The 20911-nt window shown below is 71.3% G+C and carries 13 protein-coding genes; 6 read left to right on the top strand and 7 right to left on the bottom strand.

The genetic code is table 11. The annotated features are described in order from the left end of the window. Positions 1-5: 5 nt before the first annotated feature. The 4 genes from ABCS02_RS22175 to ABCS02_RS22160 all read right to left on the bottom strand — a co-directional run bounded on the left by ABCS02_RS22175 (position 6) and on the right by ABCS02_RS22160 (position 4698). On the bottom strand, positions 6-1493 hold the full coding sequence (locus tag ABCS02_RS22175) for a sugar transferase (protein ID WP_345838010.1): 1488 nt from the start codon (positions 1491-1493) through the stop codon (positions 6-8). 159 nt (positions 1494-1652) lie between these two features. Further along, positions 1653-2564: a hypothetical protein gene (locus ABCS02_RS22170; protein ID WP_345837853.1), complete on the bottom strand. Its 912-nt coding sequence runs from the start codon at positions 2562-2564 to the stop codon at positions 1653-1655. 15 nt (positions 2565-2579) lie between these two features. Beyond that, positions 2580-4037 carry a polysaccharide biosynthesis tyrosine autokinase gene (locus ABCS02_RS22165; protein ID WP_345837852.1) on the bottom strand — a complete coding sequence of 486 codons (1458 nt, stop codon included), beginning with the start codon at positions 4035-4037 and terminating at the stop codon, positions 2580-2582. 46 nt (positions 4038-4083) lie between these two features. Then, on the bottom strand, positions 4084-4698 hold the full coding sequence (locus ABCS02_RS22160; RefSeq protein ID WP_345837851.1) for a low molecular weight phosphatase family protein: 615 nt from the start codon (positions 4696-4698) through the stop codon (positions 4084-4086). 125 nt (positions 4699-4823) lie between these two features. On the opposite strand from ABCS02_RS22160, the gene ABCS02_RS22155 reads away from it, so the two are divergent. From ABCS02_RS22155 to ABCS02_RS22145, 3 genes are all read left to right on the top strand, one after another. Then, complete coding sequence (locus ABCS02_RS22155; RefSeq protein ID WP_345837850.1) at positions 4824-5603, top strand: CPBP family intramembrane glutamic endopeptidase; 780 nt, start codon at positions 4824-4826, stop codon at positions 5601-5603. Between the two features lie 81 nt (positions 5604-5684). Next, a complete protein-coding gene (locus ABCS02_RS22150; RefSeq protein ID WP_345837849.1) occupies positions 5685-5840 on the top strand; it encodes a ribbon-helix-helix protein, CopG family in 156 nt (51 codons plus the stop codon). Between the two features lie 286 nt (positions 5841-6126). After that, on the top strand, positions 6127-6321 hold the full coding sequence (locus tag ABCS02_RS22145) for a hypothetical protein (RefSeq protein ID WP_345837848.1): 195 nt from the start codon (positions 6127-6129) through the stop codon (positions 6319-6321). A gap of 237 nt (positions 6322-6558) precedes the next feature. Here ABCS02_RS22145 and ABCS02_RS22140 read toward each other — a convergent pair whose 3' ends face one another. Together ABCS02_RS22140 and ABCS02_RS22135 are read right to left on the bottom strand one after the other, a co-directional pair. Next, positions 6559-8103, bottom strand: coding sequence for a LuxR C-terminal-related transcriptional regulator (locus ABCS02_RS22140; RefSeq protein ID WP_345837847.1), 1545 nt, complete (start codon positions 8101-8103; stop codon positions 6559-6561). Positions 8104-8154: 51 nt separating this feature from the next. Then, complete coding sequence (locus tag ABCS02_RS22135) at positions 8155-17058, bottom strand: isopeptide-forming domain-containing fimbrial protein (RefSeq protein ID WP_345837846.1); 8904 nt, start codon at positions 17056-17058, stop codon at positions 8155-8157. Positions 17059-17447: 389 nt separating this feature from the next. Here ABCS02_RS22135 and rplM point away from each other — a divergent pair, with 389 nt between their 5' ends. The 3 genes from rplM to glmM are packed head-to-tail and all read left to right on the top strand — an operon-like array spanning position 17448 to position 19772. Next, positions 17448-17894: a 50S ribosomal protein L13 gene (gene rplM, locus ABCS02_RS22130; RefSeq protein ID WP_345837845.1), complete on the top strand. Its 447-nt coding sequence runs from the start codon at positions 17448-17450 to the stop codon at positions 17892-17894. Positions 17895-17919: 25 nt separating this feature from the next. Continuing rightward, the gene (rpsI, locus tag ABCS02_RS22125; RefSeq protein ID WP_345837844.1) at positions 17920-18405 is read left to right on the top strand and encodes a 30S ribosomal protein S9; all 486 of its coding nucleotides are present in this window, start codon (positions 17920-17922) and stop codon (positions 18403-18405) included. Positions 18406-18413: 8 nt separating this feature from the next. Beyond that, positions 18414-19772, top strand: coding sequence for a phosphoglucosamine mutase (gene glmM / locus ABCS02_RS22120; protein WP_345837843.1), 1359 nt, complete (start codon positions 18414-18416; stop codon positions 19770-19772). Positions 19773-19967: 195 nt separating this feature from the next. Here the strand turns inward: glmM and ABCS02_RS22115 are convergent, their stop codons facing one another. Next, the gene (locus ABCS02_RS22115; RefSeq protein ID WP_345837842.1) at positions 19968-20900 is read right to left on the bottom strand and encodes a Ppx/GppA phosphatase family protein; all 933 of its coding nucleotides are present in this window, start codon (positions 20898-20900) and stop codon (positions 19968-19970) included. Positions 20901-20911 lie beyond the last annotated feature (11 nt).

Genomic DNA, 20911 nt, shown 5'->3' with positions numbered 1-20911 from the left:
GAGCCTTAGGACGCCGTGTCTCCGGGCAGGAGCGCCGCCTTGGCGGTGCGGCTAAGGATGAGGAGATCGCCGAGGAGCGTCCAGTTCTCGACGTACGACAGGTCGAGGCGTACGGTGTCCTCCCAAGACAGCGCCGACCGACCGCTGACCTGCCACAGCCCCGTGATGCCGGGGCGTACGAGGAAGCGACGATGGACGTGGTCTGCGTACTGGGCGACCTCGCGGGGGAGCGGCGGGCGCGGGCCGACGAGTGACATCGAGCCACCGAGGACGTTGAAGAGTTGGGTCAGCTCGTCGAGGCTGTACTTCCGCATGAAGCGACCGACGGGGGTGACCCGGGGGTCGTTCTTCATCTTGAACATCACGGCGTTTCCGTGATCCTGCTGAGTCTGCAGCTGCGCGAGCAACTCTTCGGCGTTGATGACCATCGAGCGGAACTTCAGCATCTGGAACTCGCGCCCGCGGTAGCCGATGCGCGTCTGCCGAAAGAGCACCGGCCCTTCGGACGTGAGGCGGACGCTGAGAGCGAGGAAGGCGAGAAGTGGTGACAGCACGATGATGCCGACGAGGCTCAGCATGATGTCGACCGTGCGCTTCAAGAGCACCTGGCCGCGGCTGAACCGCGGAGTCTCCACATGGATCAGAGGGAGGCCGGCGACCGGTCGGGTGTGTAACCGTGGGCCTGCGATGTCGGTGATGCTCGGTGCGAGTACGAGATGCTGGCGGCCCGCCTCGAGGCCCCAGGAGATCTGCTTCACCTTGTCGGCGGGCAGCTCGTCTGTGCTCGTGATCGCAACGGTGTCCGCTCCTGTTGCGGCAAGGGCGGCCTCGACGGCGTCGACGTCGCCCATCACGGGCACTCCGGTGCTCTCGACGAACTGGCCTACCGTGCCGGCAGGCACGCAGGCCCCGACGACCAGATAGCCCGCACTCGGTGTGCGGGCGAGTTCGTTCGCGATGCGAGACACAGACGCCGGAGACCCCACGAGCAGCACGCGTGCGGAGTACTCCCCGCTGGCGCGCTTGGCGAGCAGCCACTGTCGCCACAGCCAGCGTTCGAGCAGAAGAACGGCGATACCCAGCGGCAGGCTGATCAGCAGGAATCCGCGTGCGAGGTCGATCCCCGCGAGGAAGGCGACGATCGCAATGGCGCCGAACAGTCGGAAGCTGGCATCGGCCACCCGAACATATTCCGTCGCACCCGTGCCAACGATGCGGTGCCCGCGCGAATCGTTGAGCGTGAGCGCCCACATCCAGCAGAGGACCAGCGCGGCCGAGAACATCCAGTAGGAGACCACGTTGAATCGCGGGTCGGCGCTGATGGCCACCTGCGCATTACCCAGCCCGAACCACGCGATCTGCGTTCCGAAGACGACCCACACGAGGGCGAGGAAATCGCTGATGCGCAGCCAACGCGCGTAGCGCCCCCGCCACCGGTCGCCGATGGGCCGGCTCGCGCTTGTGCGAATCGAGGAGAGTGGAGCGTCAGTCATGGGGGAATCCGTGTTCACGACGGAACGGCTCGACGTTACCGCTTCGCGGGTCTCCGCGTTCGTTGCCATGCCTCACCCCCCAATTCACCCTGGCGTGCCCGCACGGTATCAGCCGCGTATGTCGTGAATATGACGCGCCGTTGTCCTGGATGCGACCGGCTACTTCACGACCACGACGGAAGCGCCCGTCCAGGCGATCGTGTTCGCGCCATCGGCGGCCAAAGCGAGCGGTGCGCTCGGGCTCGCCCCCGCGAGGCACCCGACCGAGGTCGGCGCCGAGGTCCCCACCCGAACGGCGCTGACCTTCACCCCTGCGCAGTCGGTGGCGGTGTGCGCCACGATGATCTCGTCGTCCGACACGGCCGCGGCGACGGCGTTCGAGAGACCGAGGTCGGTCCACGCCTTGCTGGACGAGAGCGTGTATGCGTGGCCATTGCAGATGATCGCGAGCGTCGACGACGCCGACCCGCGCAGGCCGTATGCCGTCGGGCACGGAGCCGTGATCGGGCCGGTGGGGGTCACGATCGTTCCCGGGTGCGCCCCGTCGATGTACGAGCTCGCGGCCAGCACGTCCGGGTAGAAGTCCCAGAACTGGCCGCTCGTGAACGTCCGCATCGCCTGGGTCGGGCATCCCGCGCCGACGCCGGCGACCATCTCGGCTTGGACGCCGGCGAGGGGATCGAGCCGGTCGATCCGCCCGATGCCGCGGTAGATCGGGGTCACGTCCGACCACGTCGCACCGTTGTCGGTCGAGCGCTCCAGCAGGGGCAGCGCCCCACCGCACGCGCCGGCGGTCGCACGCCACATCACGCCGTCACCCATGCTGAGGAAGCGCTCCGCCGCGCCGGGCGCCGCCGCGGCCTTCGCGGTGGGCGTGGGGGTGGGCGTCGCCGTCGGTGCGGGCCCTCGGGTGAAGGTCGGAACCGGCTGCGCCGTCTGGTCCGATGCCACCGCGTCCCGACCGTGGAAGACCGCGAACGCGCTCAGGACGATGACGCCGACGGCCAGAACGCTGACCAGCACCCCGGCCAGCCAAGCGGCGGGGGTGCTGGTTCGGGGTCTGCGAGCCATCGTGTCCTCGTGTTCCTACTGCGCGGGTGCCGGCTCCGAGCCTCCCCGCGCGGGCTTCCTGCGCTTGCGCGCCGACTTCTTGGAATCGTCGCTCGAGTAGGTGCCGTAGCCGCCGTACCCGCCGTACCCATATCCGTAGCCGTACCCGTAGCCGTACGCGTCCGCGCCGCGGGTCGGCAGCATCGTGACCACGACGCCCGCGACCTTCGCGTCGACCGTCTCGAGGGCGTCGATCGCTCCCTCGAACTGACCCTTAGACGCCCGGCCCACGGCGACCGCGACGATCGCGCCCGTAGTCGCCTTCGCGAGCACCGCGGCATCCGTCACCGGAAGGAGGGGCGGCGCGTCGAGCAGAACGACGTCGAAGTCGCGCGTGAAGGCTTCCAGCAGCTGCGTCATCTGCGCCGAGCTCAGCAGCTCGCTCGGGTTCGGCGGGATCTTCCCGGCCGGCAGCACGTAGAGCGGCCGGTTGCCCCAGGGGAGCATGACATCGCCCACGCGGGCGCGCCCGATGAGCACGTCGGTGAGCCCGACGCCGCCCTCGATGCCGAGGTACTCCGCGACCTTCGGCTTGCGGAGGTCGGTGTCGAGCAGCGCCACGCGCTTTCCGGCATCCGCCAGCGCGATCGCGAGGTTGATGGTGGTCGTCGACTTGCCCTCGGAGGGGATGCTCGATGTCACGACGAAGCTGTGACCGCCGTCCATCTCCAGGAACTGGAGGTTCGTGCGCAGGCTGCGGAAGGACTCGGAGCGCGCGTTGTGCGGATCGGCCTCCAGGATGATCGGGCGCTCGGCCGCTTTCGGGTCGAACGGGATCCCGCCGATGATCGGACGGTCTGTGATCTGCTCGACATCGCGCGCCGAGCGCACCTTGTTGTCCAGCACCGTACGCAGGACCGCGACGGCGATGCCAACTACGAGGCCGATCAAGGCACCCAGTGCGAGGTTCAGCGGGACGTTCGGACTGACCGGCGTCGTCGTCGGCGTTGCGTCCCGGACGCGTGTAAGGCGCACGGGGCTCGTCGCTTTGTCGGTCGGCGTCTCGATCGTCGAGACGACGTTGGTCAGGCTCGCACCGATCGCATTCGCGATGTTCGCCGCGGCGACCGGGTCGGGATTCTGTACCGCAATCTGGATAAGGAGAGTGTTCAGCTGGTTCGAGGCCGTGACTGATGCGGCGAGGGTGTCCGCCGTCTCATTGAGGCCGAGCTGCGCGATCACGGGATTCAGCACCGCGGGGGTCTTCACGAGGTTCACATAGGTGGTGACGCGGGCCAGCGTAAAGGTGTTTCCCGACTGGAGATCCTGGACGGTATCCGCCGACTGCGTCGACACGAACACGGTGCTCTCGGACTGGTAGAGGGGAGTCCTCGTCAGCGAATAGCCCGCGGCGACCCCGACCCCGACGAGGGTGAGCACGACGATGATGAGCCAGTTCTTCCGCAGGACACGGAGGTAATCGCGCAGGTCCATGGGGCCTTTCCGGGGGTCGATTGCCCCAATCCTGCCACAGCGGGTGTTAACGGCTGGTGACCAGGGGTCTCGCCTCCGCGATGCGGGTCAGCCGGACGACCTGAGCGATGCCGGATGCCATCTGGCTCGCGCTCTCGCGGTACGTCTCCTCGGAGCGGCGGAAGGGGTCGATCACGTCGTCTTCGCCGGGGGCGGTGGGCGGGGGGAGCTCCCCCCGCACGGCGGCGACCCGCTGCAGCAGCGCGTCGAGGCGCGTCCGGCTGCTGCGGCCCGCAGCGTTCGCGACGGCGGTCAGCTCGGCATCCGGCACGGCCTCACCGAGGCGCCCGAGCTCGCGCAGGAGGAAGGTGGAGCGCACGTGGACGGGGCTCAGCTCCACCACCTCGCGCCGGTGCTCGCGCGCCATCGTCAGGACCAGGTCGGCCTCCGCGAGATGGGCCTCGCGGAGCTGCTGCGCCCGGTGCTCCGAGATCGAGGCGACGGGGATGCCGAGCGACGTCGCCAGGCCGATCGTCTCGGGCGTCGGCGGCTGATCGCGCAGCGCGCGGGTGCCGCGGCTCGTCAGGGACACGTCCGCGTCGCGCAGCTCCTCGCGGAGCAGGTGCTCCGCGAGAGGGGACCGGCAGACGTTGCCGGTGCAGACGACGAGGATGCCGAGCATCGATCACTCTCTCGAGGAAGGGGGAGGTCCCCGACCGGGGCGTGAGCGATTCTAGCGACGCGCTCTCACGCCTCGATGCCGAGGGCGGCGAGGAAGTCGAGGTCGGCGGCGGTAACGTGAGCGGCGTGAGTGAGCCCTCGGACACGGAGACGATGCCCGACTCGACCGATCGGCGGGGGGCGGCGCGGGCCCGCCGGCGCCGCAGCTGGCGGCGCGGTGGCAGCTCCGTGCGCCGGTGGAACTGGGGGATGGTCGGCTGGGCCGTGCTCGCGCTCGGCGTCGGCGTCCTCGCGGGAGCCGCGGCCGCGCAGTTCATCGGCGGCGAGCTCGGGAGCCTCCTCTCCACCCTCGCGCTGTGGGTCGCCATGGTGGTGCCGGTCGTAGTCGCGCTCCGGATCTCCGTGCCGCGCGGGCTCCTCGGGTTCCGTCCGGTCGACCTCCTCTACGCGGTCGCGTTCGGCATCCTGCTGCGCCTCGCGCAGGGCTGGCTGCAGTCCGCCGCCGGCCCCCTGGGCTTCCCCTCGTACATCACCGCGGACGGACAGCTGCCGACCGGCTGGTGGTTCACCGACGCGCTCGCGCCGATCCTGATCGGGCCGGCCGTCGAGGAGTTCTTCTTCCACGGCCTCGTGCTCGTCGCGATCTTCGTCTCGGTGCTGCGGGCGTCCCGCGATCGGTCCGTGGCCGGCGCGGCGGCGGTGCTGCTCTCGACCGGCCTGTTCCTGCTCGCCCACGCGGTCGTGTCGCCCCTGCCCTGGTACACGGCGGTCGCGCTGCTCCTGCTGGCGGTGACCAACGGGCTGCTGGTCGTGCTGACCGGCCGGATCTGGCCGGCCATCCTCACGCACGTCGTCTACAACGGGTCGTTCGTCGTGCTCGCGCTCGTCGGCACCTTCGCCCGCTGAGCTGTCATCACACCGGTAGCACCGGCCGGCCGAGGAGTAAAGGCACTCCGGGACGTCGGAGGCCGGTGCGATCATGTCTGCATGCCGAACGACGCGAAAACGCCGATGAGGTCGTTCCGGATCTCCGACGACCTCTATCGCGCCGCGCTGGAGAAGGCCCGGTCGGAGGGCCGCTCGCTCTCCGAAGTCATTCGCATGGCGCTCGACGCGTACATCGAGGAGGACCGCCCCCGTTAACGAACGAGGCCCCTCGGGGAGGGGCCTCGTTCGGGATGCTCATCGGAGAAAGCATCCTTCGGTCCGCGGGACTGGTGCGCACCACCGTCTTTGCGGGCTTGTTGATCCAAAAGCTAACAGAGATTCAACCGCATGGAACCGCAAATCTGGGTGAAGGCCTGGGTGAAATCCGGCGGGTTGGATCCGGGGCGTCGGGTAGCGCGGCGGGATGCCGCGCTCAAGGCCCCTGTGGGGTGGCTTTGGGTCTCCTTAGCGTGGCCGGATGTCAACGAGAGAGGAGTCCCTCATGGGAATTCTTGAGGATGCCAAAGAGACCGCGAAGACCGCCGGCGAGGAGGTCGGAGAGGCCGTCGAAGACGGGGTGGACCGGGTCAAGGATAAGGTCGACGAGGTCAAGGCCGACGCCAACGTGAAGAAGGCCGAGGCCGAGGCCGACTCGGTGAAGGCGCGCAACGCCGCCAAGGAGCACCTGCGCGACTGACCCCTCGGGGCCGGGCCTGCGCCGCTGCCCTACCTCGTCCACCTCGAACCCACCTCCTCCTCGCGAGCCCACCCCGTCATTGCGCTGGGACGGAGTGAGTTCGCGAGGAGGAGGTGGGATCGAGGAATGGTGGATGGGGCGCGGGGCGCGGGCGGGGCCCGGGACGCGCGGGCGCCGCGGGCGGGCGCGGGCCTCGGGCGGGCGCGGGTGCCGCGGGCGGGCCTCGGGGCGGGGGGGTCAGGGGGAGAGGAGGCCGCGGCGGGAGGCCTCCGTCACGGCGGCGGCGCGGGAGTTCACGCCGAGGCGGCGGTAGGCGGAGCGGGCCTGGCTCTTCACGGTGTTGACCGAGACGTGCAGGCGGTGCGCGATCTCGGGCAGCGACCCGCCGGCCGACAGCGCGCGGAGCACCTCCCGCTCGCGCGTCGTGACGTGCACGGTCGCCTCGGGCAGCGGGACGAGCGCGGATGCCAGGAGCTCCGCGGCATCCGCCGGCGGCACCGCACCCGTGGCCGCCCGCAGGGGCGGCGGCACGAGACCCAGCACGCGCCACAGGCGCTCCTGCGCGATGAGGGCGCCCGCGGCGCGGGCGTAGCCCTCGTGCACCTCGCCCGTGAGGAGCTCGTGCGCCCACGCGGCCAGCAGCAGCGCCTCGGCGCGGAACGTCGGCCCCAGGCGGTCCCGGGCCGCGAGCCGCCGCGCGGCCTGCAGCGCAGCGGCCGGATCGTCGAGGTGCAGCATGAGCCGCACGCGAGCGATCGCGGGCAGCGGCGCGAGGCGCGACGGGTCGCCCTCGAGGTCGCCGCGCGCCTGCTCCGCCACGTCCATGAGGACGAGCGCGACGACGTGGTCGTGGTGGACGACCTGCTCCGCAAGCGAGCCCGCCGGCACGGGATGCGCCGACCGGGCGCGGGAGACGAGCTCGAGCACGCCGCCGTGGTTGCCGTGCGCCCGTTCCCACCGCGCCCGCAGGAGCAGGCGGAGGGGCCAGAGCTCGTCGTCGGCGTGCGCCTCGGACGCGTCGACCAGGTCGCCCGCGTCGGGATCGAGCCGCTCCACGGCGAGGAGCGCCCGGGCGAGCAGCTCACGGGCCGCGGTGCGCTCGCCGTAGCGGTCCGCGCGCTCGGGGTAGGTGTGCGCGGCGGCGAGGAGGCGCTCGGCCTCGTGCGTGCTGCCCTCGACGGCGTGCACGATCGCGGCGCGGATGAGGGCGTCCCGCACGAAGGTGTCGCTCGAGTCCACCGGATCGAGCGTGGCGGCCTCGTCGAAGTCGGCGAGCGCCTGATCGATGTCGCCGCCCAGGAGCTCCGCCGCCCCGAGCTGCGCGAAATAGCCGGGGAGGAACTCGCGCAGCACGCGGCTCTGCTGCTCCGTCGGCCGCCGCAGCCGGGGCCGCACCCGGGCGGCGACCTCGCGCGCCTCCCGGAACTCCGACCGCAGCCGGTGCACGACGACGAGCGCCATGAGATACCAGTCGCGCTCGCCGGGGGTCAGCGCGTCCATGTCCACGGCGGGCGGCACGAGCGGGGCCCCCAGACCCCGCGACGGTACGAGCGCGAGCGGGGCCGCGAACGACGCCACCATCGCCAGCGCCGGACGGGACTGCAGGACGGATGCCGGAAGCCGGCCGATCAGCTCGCGCATCGCGATCGGGTCGTCGAAGAGGAGGACCCACACGAACGTTCCGATCAGCTCCGCCGCGGTATCCACGTCACCGGCCGTGATCGCGGCGGAGATCCGGGCCCGCGCCTCCGCGGGGGACAGGCTCGAGCGGAGGTCGGTCATCGCCGGCCCCCGCGTGCGGCGGGGAGGGAGCATCCTCCCCGCCGCACGGGCTCAGGCATTCTGGCGGCGCCGCAGGATCAGCAGCAGCGCACCGATCCCGAACAGGATGAGCGCGAGCGCGATCATCAGGTTCGGCAGCACCCCGCCCGTCGCCGGCAGCGGCTGCGCCGCGACCGTCGTGGTCGCCGAGCTCGTGAGCACGGCATCCGGAAGCTGCTGCGTCGGGGTCGTCACGACCGCGGTGTTCGTCACCGTCGGGTACGCGGCGTAGCCCACCGCGACCGTCAGGGTGATCTGCACCGTGGCGCCGACGGCCAGCGGACCCGTGACGACGCACGTCACCGTCCGCGAGGCCGCGCTGCAGGTCGCCCCCGACGTGTCGGACGACACGTAGTGCAGGCCGTTCGGCAGCTCGTCGGTGATCGTGATCGGACCCGGGTCCTCGGTCGGTCCCTGGTTGGTGAGGGTCAGGCGGTACTGCCCGTTCTCGCCGACCTGGAACGCGCCGACGGCCTCCTTGTGGAGCACGAGCGTCGCCTGCGGCGGCACCGTCACGTGGTCGTCCGTCGTGTTGTTCGCGGGGTCCGGATCCGGCTGCGTGGCCGCGACCTCGGCCGTGTTGGTGACCGCGTCGTACGCGGCCGCCGTCACGGTGGTGGTCAGCACGAGCGCCGGAGCCGTCCCGGCCGGGGCGAGCGAGCCGGTGAGGGTCGCCGTCACGGTCGTCGTGCCGTTCGGAGCCACGGGGGCGGCCACGACGGTCCACGCCGGGTCGCTGTGCGCGGCATCCACGTACACGAGCCCCGCGGGGATCGTGTCCACGACCGTCGCGCCCGTCGCGGTTGACGGACCGGCGTTGCGGACCCCGATCGTGAAGTCGAGCGGGTCGCCGATCCGCACGGCGCTCGCGTCGTGCGTCTTCGTGATCGACAGGTCGGCCGACTGCGTGACCGTGACGGGAGCCGTGCTCGTGTTGTTCGGCAGGACCGGATCGGTCGTCGGCGAGCTCACGGTGGCCGTGTTCGTCGAGGTGCCGGTCGGCTGCGCCGGGTCGATGAACGCGATGAACACGAGGTCATCGGCATCCGCGCCGGCGGCGAGACCCGCGATCCGCGTGAACGTCACCTTGTGCGCGTCCACCGGATCCACCACGCCCGTCCACGCCGAGCCGCCGGTGGCGATCGACACGTACGAGAAGCCGGCCGGGAGGGTGTCCGCGATCGTGAGTGGACCCACGGCGTCGGACGGCCCGTTGTTGTGCACCTTCAGCTGGTAGCGCACCTGGGTGCCCGCGTTCGCCGTCGTGATCGGGGCGCCCGAGGCGTCGACCGCGGTCTTCGTGAGGGCGAGGTCCGCGAGGGCCGTCGTCGTGATCGTCGCGTGGTCGGTGACCGGCGTCGTCGGATCCGGCGTCGAGCTCGTCACCGTGACGACGTTCGTCAGCGCGGTGCCCGTCGGCACGTTCGAGGCGATGGATGCCGTCACCGTGAACGAGGCCGAGGTGACGCCGAGCTGCGGCATCGTGCACGTCGCGGTCGGCACGTCGCACGTCCAGCCGCTGCCGGACAGCGCCGTGACGGTCGTGCCGGCCGGGGCCGCGTCGACGACGCTCACGTTCCGCGCGACCGAGGGGCCGGCGTTCGTGACGGTGACCGTGTAGGTGACCGGCTGACCCGCGACGTACGGACCCGGGGCGGCTGTCTTCACGACCGAGAGGTCCGCCGACTCGGTGACCGGCACGCTGTCGGTCGCGTCATCGTTCACCGGATTGTTGTCGTCCGGGCCGTCGACGTGCGCGTTGTTGATGTAGTTGCCGGCGGTGACCGTCGGATCGATGTCGGACGTGTACGTCACGAGGATCGTCGCGCCGTTCGCCAGCGACGTGCTCGAGGTGCCGACGGTCCACGTGAGCGTGACCCGGCCGCCGTCGTTGCCGATGACCGGGGCCACCGTCGTCGCCGGGGCGCCGGCGACCGCGATCCGCGCCGTGCCCGCCGCGTACGTGAAGCCGAGCGGCAGCTTGTCGGAGACCACGATCGGGCCGGACGAGTCGGACGGGCCGAGGTTCGTCACGGTCAGCTGGTAGTCGACCGACCGGCCCGCGTTCACCGAGGCCGGCGGCACCGGCGAGGTGTGGGTCTTCTCGATCTTCAGGTCGGCGTCACGCGTCGAGTTCGAGTCGTCCGTGTCGCGCGGATCGTTCGTCGAGTTGTCCGCGTGGGCCACCGCCGTGTTCGTCACGACGGCGTTCCACCCCGGGTCGAGGTTCGTCGTCACGCGGAACGCGGCCGACGCCCCCGGAGCGAGGTTCCCCGTCAGCGCGAACGTCTGCGGGTCGCCCGGCGCGGTCGTGCCCGACGTGTGCGTCCAGGTGTTCGGCGCCACCGAGTCGAGCGCCGAGAACGCGAGGTAGGACTCCAGGTCGTCGGTCACCGTGACGTTGCGGGCATCCGCCGTCCCGGTGTTCGTGACCGTCACCTGATAGACGACCGGCTGACCGGGGACCACCGGCGGGACCGGCGACTGCGAGACCGCCGGCACCCACGCGCCGCCGACGAAGACCACGCGGGTCTTGTCGATGCCGAGCGTCGTGTTGGTCGTCGGTGTCGTGGTCGCGTCATCCGTGTTGTTGCCCGGGTTCGGGTCCGTCGTCGCGCCGGGGTTCACGGTCGCGCTGTTCGTGATCGGCGTGCCCGCGGGCTGCGCCGCGACGACGGTGCCGTTCACCGTGAACTGGACGGACTGGGACGGGGTGAGCTTCAGTCCGTCGCCGAGCGTGAAGGTCACCGTGTCGCCGGCGTTGAACGTCGTGCCGCTTGCGGTCCAGCCGGCGGGCGTCACGACGGTGGCGTTCTGCATCCCGGCCGGGATCGTGTCGGTCACCGTGATCGGCTGCGCCGTCGTGGAGAGCGAGTCGGACGGGCCGTTGTTCGTGACCGTCAGCGTCCACGCGAGCGGGTCGCCCGCGTTCGGGGCCGTTGCCGGTCCGGTCTTGTGCATCGCGAGGTCGGCGGACGGGGTCAGCGGCTGGGTCGCCGTGTCCGTGTTGTTGCCGGTGTTCGTCTCGTACGTGCGGCCCGTCACCGTGGCCGTGTTCGTGGCCGTGCCGGTGGCGGATGCCGCGACCGTGACGTTCGCGACGAGGACGATCCGGTCGCTCCCGTCGGCCTTGAGCGAGGTCGAGGTCGAGCCCACGAGGTAGGGGTCACCGGCGGTGCCGGTGCCCGTGATGGGGAGGGAGGTGCCGGTCGTGTCCGCCGCGCTGCTGTAGTAGCGCGCGGTGTACGCGCCGACCGTCACGCCCGCCGGCAGGGTCGAGGTGTCGACGTACGAGAACGGTCCGTAGCCGGCATCCGGTCCCTGGTTGTGGACCGTGATCCGCCACTGCGGCTGCGTGTACGCGCCGCCGACGGCCTGGCCCGGGACCCACTGCGTGGACGCGGTTCCGCCGATCGCCTCCTTGTTCAGGACGAGGTCGGCGAGGTCGAGGAAGGCGTTCGCGGTCGCGTTCGGGCCCGTGTACGAGCCGCCCGCGTTGCCGGTCGCGCCCGACGTGTCGGTCGTGGTGGCCGCCAGCGTGTTCGTGTGCGGCACGTGCACGACCGGGGGACCGGCCTGCGTCACGCCGGCATCCGTCAGCGCCGCCGTGGTGGGCGTCGCCGTGAACGTGATCGTGATCGTGCGCTGCGCGGTCGTCGCGCCCGACGCGGTGCCGGGCAGGGCGGGCGTGGCCGCCGAGACCTGGTTCGCAGCCCACGTCAGCGTCTGCACGCCGCCCGAGATCGGGCTCGAGGCGGGGTCCGCGAGGGCGGTCGTGGCGCCGCCGCCGATCCGGATGTGCGCCGAGCCGGCGTCGAACGTCCAGTTCTTCGGCAGCACGTCCTGCACCGAGATCGTCTGCGCCGGCCCCTGGCCCGTGTTGACGAGCGTCAGCGTCCACGGGAACGGCTGGTTCGCGTAGGCGATGTCGGCGCCGGCCGGGTCGGTGCCGGATGCCGTCTTCGTCAGCGTGACGGCCGGGAAGGCCGGGTCGACGGTCGCGGTGTCCTGCACGGTCGTCGGGTCGTACGGACGGCCGCCCGTCGGGAACGACTCGAAGTGCGTGACCCGGGCCGTGTTGACCTGGTTCGCGTCGGTCAGGTTCGCGCTCGCGATGAGCACGCCTGAGTACGTGAAGGTCTTCGCGTTCGCGTCGCCGAGGTTCAGCGGGCCGGCGAGGTTCCACGTGATCGTGCCGCCACCGCCGGTCGTGCCGTCCTGGCCGGTGATCGTGCCGCCGTCGGAGATCCCGCTGACGATCACGCCGGCCGGGATCGTGTCCGTCACGACGGAGTTGAACGCGGGCGTGTTGCCCGTGTTCGTCACCTTCACCCGGTACGTGAACGTCTGCGCCGGGTTCGCCACGATCGACGCCTGGTTGTCGACGGTCTTGTCGATCGCGAGGACGGGGTTCAGCACCGTGACGTTCGCGGAGCTGTTCTTCGTGACGCGCGTCGTCGAGTCGCCGTTCACGCGGTTCCACGCGAGCTGCACCGTGTTGTGCACGGGGGTGGCCGCGACCGCGTTGGTCAGCGTCGCCGTGAAGGTGATCCGGATCGTGCGGTCACCGGTCGAGGCCGGGACGTCGCCGAGGTTCCAGGTCAGCACCTGGCCGGCCTGGGACACCGCGACCTGGGAGACCGGGTCCGGCCCGGTCGTGGTCCAGCCCGTGACCGTGCCGAACGAGACGCCCGCGGGGAGCGTGTCGGTGATCGCCGTGTCGAAGAACTGGATGTCGCGGGGGAGCGTGACGTCCAGCGTGTACGTCGGGGTCGCGCCGATCGGGGCGGAGGTCGGGTTCACCGACTTCGCAATGGACGCGGCCGCGACCTGCAGCTGCTGCGAGTCCGTCGAGGTGCGGGTGCCGGCGCGGGTCGCGGCATCCGGGAACGTCGACGGGATCGTCGTGCCGGTGAGGTTCGCGGTGTTCTGGTACGTGTCGGAGCCCGACGGCGTCGGGGGCAGGTTCACCGTGTACTGGATCTGCTGCGGCGCGCTCGGGGAGAGGGCCGTCGGCAGGGTCCACCTGATGCTCGTGCCGTTGGCGGTGCCGGGGGCGATGTCGCAGCTCGTGCCCTGCGCGCCGACCACGGCCCCCGCGGGGCCGCCGACGAGCGTGACGTTGAGGAGCGCCGCCGGGACGCAGTCGGTCACGACCGTGCCGTACAGCAGCGGCCGGTTCGCCGCGTTCGTGGCGCGGAGCGTGTAGGTGACCTGCTGGCCGCCGACGAGGTTCGTCGACGGGGTCGCCGACTTGTCGATCGTCGGCGACGGGTCGATGTACTGCACCTGCGCGTCGTGCGAGCCGCTCCAGCTGTCGCTCGCGAACGTCGCGCGGTTGGTGAGGGTGAGCGGGTTCGTGCCGAGGTTGCCGAGGTACGCGACGAGCGTGACCGTGAAGACCTGCGGGACGGCCGAGGAGTTCCGATACGTCGTCGGGAACGTCAGCTGCCCGGAGCCGGACAGCGTGAAATCGCCGGTCGCCGCCCCGGTCAGCGCGGACGCGGTCCACGTCGGCGTGCCGTACACCGTGTACGGCAGGTTGCCGGGCGTGAGGGTGCCGCGGTCGGCGAGCACGCCGTTGGCCACGCTCGTGTGCGCGGGCACCGTCACCGAATACTGGTACGTGATCAGCTCGCCCTGGACGGCTTGACTCACGTCGTTGTTCGGATCGGCCGGGCTGCTCGAGTGGGTGATCTCGGTCGTGACGAGCTGCTTGTCGACGGAGGCGGCCGGGGTGGCCACGGTCGCGTCGTCGTACGTGTTCGTGCCGGGGACCGCGATCTCGCCCGGGCCGGCCGGGGTGGTCGAGATCGGGCCGCTCGGCACCACGGTCGTCGTGCCGGGGCCGTTGCCGATCGTCTGGTAGTCGACGATCGACGCGAGGTTCGTGTAGGTCGTGGCGACCAGGGCGTTGTTCGGGATCGTCACGTCGTAGCCGAGCGTGAGGCCGCGGACCGTGCTCGTGTTCGGGTCGGAGCCGGGCACGGTGGCCGTCACGTTCCAGAGCACGAGCGAGCGGCCGCTGTACGCGCCGGCGACGTCGGAAGGGTAGCCCGGATCCCCGGGGTCGACCGCGGTCGCGGTGAACGTGCCACCGGCGAGCGGGGTCTCGACCGGGCTCGCCGCGCCGACCTTCTGGACCGTCGCGGCCGTGAAGCTCGCGACATCCGCCTTCGTGATGCCGGCGGGGAGGGCGTCCCACACGTGGTAGCCGGTCGTGTCCGTGCGCGGGGCCGTGACATCGACGCGGTAGGTCACGACGTCGCCCTGCCGCACGGCCTGGTTGTCGATGTTCGAGTTGAACGGGTATCCGCCGGCGGGAACGCCGTCGATGTCGCGCACACCCTTGAGGAGCGTGGGGCTGGAGTCGATCTGGATCGCCGACGCGTCGCGGAGGAAGAACACGTCGCCCAGCACGTTCTCCTGCTGGTACTTCATGAGGTTCTGCGGCTTGTCGAGCGCCGCCGCGTTCGGCGACGTCTGGACGACGCGGCCCATGACGTGCAGGACGAGCAGGCCGCTCTGCGGCACGTAGCGGTCGCCGTCGGGGCCGACGGCGCCCACGAGCCAGTCGATGCGCTGCCCGGAGACGGTGGGCGAGGCGACGGTCACGCCCGCGGTCGTGCCGTGGGCGCCGCCGTACACGGTGGAGTCGACGTACTGCACGCCGCGCGGCAGGAAGTCGGTGACCTTCGGGTTGCGGACGTCGATCTGCTTCGCGAAGTCGACCGTGAGCTCGTAACAGACGATGTCGCCCGGGACGAACGCGGCATCCGTCGGGTCGGTCTGATTCTGCGCCCACGGTGCGCCGGGGTCGACGGCGCAGCTGGTCGCCGCGCTCGGCGAGCCGCTCGGCACGACGCTGCCCCGCGGGAGGACCTGCTTCTGGATGCCGGAGAAGTTCGACTTGATGCCCGCGGACGAGTCGTCCCAGACGCTCTGGTCGCCGGACGCCGGGGTGCCGGAGCCGTTCGTGACACCCGCGAGGTTCGCGATCGAGTGCGTGGTCCCGGTGAGCTCGACGTGGTTCGTGAGCGTGTCGCCGGAGGTCGTGTTGCCCTGCCACGGGAGGTTCGTCTGGTACTGCGGGCGCATGAGCACCGTGTACTGGATCCGGTGCGTGGCCTCCGCGGCCATCGTGTTCGGGTCGACCGTCATCGTGAGCGTGAACTTCCCGCTCGCGGCGTCGAAGGAGATGCCGTCGGCGGTCGCGCCGGTGAGGGTCGGGGCGGCGCCCGTCCCCGTGACCGGGAACTGACACTCGGCGGGGAACGGATCGCCCGAAACCGGCACGTTCGACGGGAGTGCGGGGCACAGGCCGTTCGGGATCGTGTCCGTCACCGTCATCCCGCCGGCGCTCGTGTACTCGCTCGTCGCGAGGTCGAGCGTGAAGGTCGCGAGGCCGTTCGTCACGAACGAGTCCGGCGCCGTGCCGTGCGTGTCGACGCTCTTCAGGATCCGGAGATCCATCGCCTGGATCGTCTCGGTGTCGGTGTCGGACACGCTCGCCGAGGCGCCCGCCGCGCGCGGACCGGCGTACGTGCCGGCGACGGTCGCCGTGTTCGTGTAGGGCTTCCCGTCGCCCGGGTGGATGCTCGGCGGGACCGGTCCCAGGCCTTGGCGCGTCGAGGGGCCGTTGTTGTTGTTCAGGTTCGCGGCCTGCTGACCCGTCGTGTTCGGGGGCCCGCCCGCGGTCGTGACGAAGTTCATCGTGTTCTCGAACAGCGCGACGGCGGCGCGGTACTTGATGACGTACGCGCCCGCGGTCCCGGCGGTGCCCGGGACCGACTGGGGCACGCCGTTGATGCCCACGTTCGAGCTCGTGTTCGTGAGAGACGGGAGGTTCCACGTGACCTTCGTGTAGACGCCGGCGGCGAGGCCGGCGGGCAGGCCGCTGTCCACGGTCTCGACGGTGGCCGGGGTGAGGCAGTCGCCCGGATCGCCGGCGGTCCCGAGCGGGCCGGCGCCGGGGTACTCGCGGGAGCCGCCCAGCGCGCCGCCGCTCGTGTAGAGCAGCGGGGAGTTCTGCGTGTTCTCGACCGTGCCGCACCCGAGGAACTCGAGGCCGGCCGGGAGGTAGTCGACGACCGTGACGCCGTTCGTGGCACCCTCGGGCGTGTTCTCGACCGTCAGCGTGTAGGTCGTCGGGTTGTCGTGCACGCCGCGGAGGAGCTCGATCTCGGGGCTCGGCTCCGTCTTGGTCAGACGCAGCGCGTGGACGGGTGCCGTCGTGGATGCGGTGCCCGAGCTCGTGTCGTTCAGGGCCGGCACGCCGCCGACGCCCGTGGAGCCGTCGAACATCGGGACCAGCGTGGGGTCGCTCGAGACGTAGCCGGTGAGGCCGAAGGCCGGGTTCGCGCCGACCGGGAACACGGCGGCATCCGGACGCACCGTCAGCGTCGAGGTGTAGGCCGCGGTCGCCGGGAGGTCGGCGACATCCATGAAGACCCAGAGCTGAAAGCCGGCCGGCACCGTGGCGAGCGGCGGGGTCTTCGCGCTGTTGGGGAGCGTGTCGCCGCTCGCGTAGACGATCGGCGTACCCATCCCGCCCGACGAGACGAAGCCGATCCCGTTCGGCACGGTCAGGGTCAGGGACGTGTTGTACCCGTTCTGCGTCGACGACGAGTTCTTCACGCCGACGTCGAACGTCGCATCCTCACCCGCAAGGATGAACGGCTTCGGATCCGCGTCGCCGTACTTCCCGCCGGTCTGCTCCAGCGCGATCGACACCGTGGGGGCCGGGATCGCCGCCGCGCTCGCCGCCGTCGTCGCGCCCCACACGCTGAGGCCGATCGTGGACAGCACGATCGCCGGGGCGAGGATCAGCGAGATCAGGCGGGCGCGCTTCTTCTGCGCGCGGAAGCGCGCCGCGCGGCGGGAGGAGCGCAGGGGTGCACCAAGGGCAGACGACATCGTTACGGGTCTCCGGTTCGTCGGTCGGAAGAGCCCGCCGGGGATCGCGTTCCCCCGGCGCGCTCGAGAACCCGGCAGCGCCGCGCGGGTGTCCCTCGAGCGGATTCGGGTCTGCATCGGGGGATCGCGGCGCATGCCGGACAAGAAGCGAGTCTGGAGGGTGAGATTCTTCTTAGGGTCCGCGTCACCCGGAATTCACCCCCGGGTTCACCCCCGACCGGGTGCGTTGGGGATCCGTGGCGGCGTGCCCTATAGTGGAATCTTGGTGCGCTCGCTGAGGCGCGCCGCGAACGTGAGCCCTCCACCGGCTTCTTCGACGGGATCCCCGGCGAAGCGCCCCGGAGCGGGATTCACGGACCTCTCCGTTCGATCAAGAAAGCAGCACTATCGTGACGCGCACCTACACCCCGAAGGCCGGCGAGATCCAGCGCGAATGGCTGGTCATCGACGCGACCGACGTCGTCCTGGGCCGCCTGGCCTCGCACGCCGCCGCGCTTCTGCGCGGCAAGCACAAGGCGACCTTCGCCAACCATGTCGACACCGGCGACTTCGTCGTCATCGTCAACGCCGACAAGGTCGCGCTGACGGGCCAGAAGCTCCAGAAGAAGCTCGCCTACCGCCACTCGGGCTACCCGGGCGGCCTCACGGCGACCTCCTACGCGGAGCTCATGGAGAAGAACCCGGTCCGCGCCGTCGAGAAGGCGATCCGCGGGATGCTCCCCAAGAACAGCCTGGGCCGCCAGCAGCTGGGCAAGCTCAAGGTGTACGCCGGTGCCGAGCACCCGCACGCCGCGCAGCAGCCCAAGACGTACATCTTCGACCAGGTCGCCCAGTAAGCGCGGCGAGAACAGGATCCTCACGATGTCGAACATCGAAATCACCGAAACCCCCGACGGCAACTACTCCACCGAGACCCCGGCCGACGAGGTCGTCGCGGCCGTCGCGCGTCCCGTCCTCAGCGTCCCCGGCGCGGCCGTGGGCCGCCGCAAGCAGGCCATCGCCCGCGTACGGATCGTCCCCGGCACCGGCGTGATCACGGTCAACGGCCGCACGATCGAGGACTATTTCCCCAACAAGCTGCACCAGCAGCTCATCAACGACCCGTTCACGGTGCTGAACCTCGCCGGCGCGTACGACGTGATCGCGCGCATCTCCGGCGGCGGCCCCTCGGGTCAGGCCGGCGCGCTGCGCCTCGGCATCGCCCGCGCCCTCAACGGCGTCGACGTCGAGAACAACCGCCCGGCCCTGAAGAAGGCCGGCTTCCTCTCGCGCGACGCGCGCGTCAAGGAGCGCAAGAAGGCCGGTCTCAAGAAGGCGCGCAAGGCGCCCCAGTACTCGAAGCGCTGATCCGGCCCATGGCGCTGTTCGGCACGGACGGCGTACGGGGCCTCGCGAACGGCCCCGTGCTCACGGCGGACCTCGCCCTCTCCCTCGCCCAGGCGGCCGCGGTCGTCCTGGGGAGGGGGCGGAGTGCGGACGCGCGGCGCGCGAGTGGTCGCCGGCTCACGGCGATCGTCGCGCGCGACCCGCGCGTGTCGGGCGAGTTCCTCTCCGCAGCCGTGGCGGCCGGGCTCGCCTCCTCGGGCGTGGACGTGCTGGATGCCGGCGTGCTGCCCACCCCGGCCGCCGCGTTCCTCGTCGCCGATCGCGACGCGGACTTCGGCGTCATGGTGTCGGCGTCGCACAACCCGGCACCGGACAACGGCATCAAGATCTTCGCGCGCGGCGGGGTGAAGCTTCCCGACGTCGTCGAGGAGCGGATCGAGGCCGCCATGGCCGCGCCGAAGCTGCAGCCGACCGGTGGCGATGTCGGGCGCATCCAGCGGTTCGCGGATGCCGAGGACCGCTACATCGTGCACCTCCTCCAGTCGCTGCCGCATCGGCTCGACGGTCTGCACGTCGTGCTCGACTGCGCGCACGGCGCGGCATCCGGGGTCTCGCCCGAGACGTTCCGGGATGCCGGGGCACGGGTCACGGTCATCGGCGCCGATCCCGACGGCATCAACATCAACGACGGCCACGGCTCGACGCACCTCGACGTGCTCCAGGCGGAGGTCGTGCGCATCGGCGCCGACCTGGGCATCGCCCACGACGGCGACGCCGACCGCTGCCTCGCCGTGGACGCGGCCGGCCGCATCGTCGACGGCGACCAGATCATGGCGATCCTCGCGGTCGGGATGAAGGAGCGGGGCGTGCTCGCGCACGACACGCTCGTGGCGACCGTCATGAGCAACCTCGGCCTGCATCGTGCGATGGCCGACCACGGCATCTCCGTCGTGCAGACCTCGGTCGGCGACCGCTACGTGCTCGAGGCGATGAACGAGGGCGGCTTCGCACTCGGCGGCGAGCAGTCCGGCCACGTCATTATGAGCCGGTTCGCGACGACGGGCGACGGCCTTCTCACGGGCCTCCACCTGATGAGCGAGATGGCGGCGCACGGGAAGTCCCTCGCCGAGCTCGCCTCGGTCATGACCGTGTACCCGCAGGTGCTCGTCAACGTGCCCGGGGTCGACCGCGCCCGGGTCGACGACGAGATCGTGGCGGCGGCGGTCGCGGAGGCGACCGCGCAGCTCGGCGACACCGGCCGCGTGCTGCTGCGCGCCTCGGGCACGGAGCCCCTGGTGCGGGTCATGGTGGAGGCCGCCGACGCGCCCCTCGCCCGCGAGACCGCGGACTCCCTCGCCTCGGTCGTGCGCGCCCGCCTCTCGCTGTAACCCCGGCATCCGCGCCGGCCGGGCTCGGACGCCGGCCGGGCTCAGCCCGACACCACCCACGTGAGAACGCGCTTGTGTCACGAAAACGTGCCGTTTTCGTGACACAAGCGCGTTCTCGGGGAGGGGTGGCCCAGGGAGGGGCGGCCCGGGGAGGGGTGGCCCGGGGAGGGGTGGCCCGGGGTCAGGGGGCGGGGGTCAGCGCCAGGCCATGGACTCGATGTAGCGGAGGAGGACGCCCTCGCGGAGGGCCCAGGGGCTGACCTCGAGCTCGTCGACCTCGAGGAGCTGCATCGCGGTGTGCAGGACCACGGCCCCGGCGACGATCTGGACCGTGCGGTCGGCCGTGATGCCGGGCAGCTCCTGGCGGGCGGATGCCGGGATGCGGGCGAGCCGCGGGATCCACGACCCGAGAGCTGCGCGCGGCAGCACCATCCGCTCGATCCCCGACCAGCCCGGGACGGGGTATCCGGCGAGCTTCGCGAGCGACCGGATCGCCTTCGACGAGCCGACCACGTGGTCCGGCCGGGGCTGCGTCGCGAAGCGCTGCGCCACCGGCGCCAGCACGCGCCGCGCGTGCTGGGCGAGCGTCTCGATCGCGGCCTCGCCCGGCGGGTCGTCGGGCAGGAATTGCACGGTCATGCGGCCCGCGCCGAGGGGGACGGATGCCGCGGCGTCCGGCAGCTCGTCGACCCCGGACGCGATCTCGAGCGACCCGCCGCCGATGTCGAAGAGGAGGATCTGCCCCGCGGACCAGCCGAACCAGCGGCGTGCCGCGAGGAAGGTGAGCCGGGCCTCCTCCTCGCCGCCGAGCACCTGCAGGCGCTGGCCGAGGGCCTTCTCGATCCGCCCGATCACCTCGGGTCCGTTCGTGGCCTCGCGCACGGCGGACGTCGCGGTCGCGAGCAGCTCCGCGACCTTCTCGGCCTTGGCCACGCGGCGCGCCTCGGCGACGGCATCCTCCAGCGCACGGATGCCCTTGCGCGAGATCGAGCCGTCCTTCTCCAGGTAGCGCATGAGCCGGAGGACCGTGCGCTTGCTCGTCGTGCCCTGCGGCCGGCCGCCGGGGTGCACGTCGGCCACGAGGAGGTGGACCGTGTTGGATCCGATATCGAGGACGCCCAGACGCACGGGAGTCCAGG

The sequence above is a fragment of the Microbacterium sp. X-17 genome (assembly GCF_039615055.1).
This window is presented reverse-complemented; position numbering and strand designations above follow the sequence as displayed.

Excerpts from the sequence above, each read along its gene's own strand:
- ABCS02_RS22145 (WP_345837848.1), top strand. The coding sequence starts at position 6,127 with ATGGGAATTCTTGAGGATGCCAAAGAGACCGCGAAGACCGCCGGCGAG.
- glmM (WP_345837843.1), top strand. The coding sequence starts at position 18,414 with ATGGCGCTGTTCGGCACGGACGGCGTACGGGGCCTCGCGAACGGCCCC.
- ABCS02_RS22140 (WP_345837847.1), bottom strand. The coding sequence starts at position 8,103 with ATGACCGACCTCCGCTCGAGCCTGTCCCCCGCGGAGGCGCGGGCCCGG.
- ABCS02_RS22150 (WP_345837849.1), top strand. The coding sequence starts at position 5,685 with ATGCCGAACGACGCGAAAACGCCGATGAGGTCGTTCCGGATCTCCGAC.
- ABCS02_RS22175 (WP_345838010.1), bottom strand. The coding sequence starts at position 1,493 with ATGACTGACGCTCCACTCTCCTCGATTCGCACAAGCGCGAGCCGGCCC.
- rpsI (WP_345837844.1), top strand. The coding sequence starts at position 17,920 with ATGTCGAACATCGAAATCACCGAAACCCCCGACGGCAACTACTCCACC.
- ABCS02_RS22170 (WP_345837853.1), bottom strand. The coding sequence starts at position 2,564 with ATGGCTCGCAGACCCCGAACCAGCACCCCCGCCGCTTGGCTGGCCGGG.
- ABCS02_RS22160 (WP_345837851.1), bottom strand. The coding sequence starts at position 4,698 with ATGCTCGGCATCCTCGTCGTCTGCACCGGCAACGTCTGCCGGTCCCCT.
- ABCS02_RS22165 (WP_345837852.1), bottom strand. The coding sequence starts at position 4,037 with ATGGACCTGCGCGATTACCTCCGTGTCCTGCGGAAGAACTGGCTCATC.
- ABCS02_RS22135 (WP_345837846.1), bottom strand. The coding sequence starts at position 17,058 with ATGTCGTCTGCCCTTGGTGCACCCCTGCGCTCCTCCCGCCGCGCGGCG.